The 509-nt window shown below is 49.1% G+C and carries 1 protein-coding gene; it reads left to right on the forward strand.

Annotated features, from left to right (window positions below; all coding sequences use genetic code 11):
* A partial coding sequence (gene hemG / locus ACWHAR_RS32370) for a protoporphyrinogen oxidase (RefSeq protein WP_452089090.1) occupies nt 1-509 on the forward strand: 509 nt, incomplete at both ends.

Here is a 509-nt window from a genome sequence, read left to right on the forward strand (position 1 = left end):
CAGGCCAGCAGCTGACGGCAAAAAAACAAGGGCAGTTCCAGACTCTGTCAACCGGTTTGCAGACCCTTGTAGAAGAGATCGAAAAGCAGTTAAAGCTGACGAAGGTGTATAAAGGCACAAAAGTGACCAAACTCAGCCATAGCGGCTCTGGCTATTCGCTCGAACTGGATAACGGCGTCACACTTGATGCTGATTCAGTAATTGTGACTGCTCCGCATAAAGCGGCTGCGGGAATGCTTTCTGAGCTTCCTGCCATTTCTCATTTGAAAAATATGCACTCCACATCCGTGGCAAACGTCGCTTTAGGTTTCCCTGAAGGCTCCGTCCAAATGGAGCATGAGGGCACGGGTTTTGTCATTTCAAGAAACAGTGACTTTGCGATCACAGCCTGTACGTGGACGAATAAAAAATGGCCGCACGCAGCGCCGGAAGGCAAAACGCTGCTTCGGGCATATGTCGGAAAAGGCGGAGACGAATCCATTGTCGATCTATCAGATAATGACATTATC

Source organism: Bacillus sp. LR--39 (genome assembly GCF_053613335.1).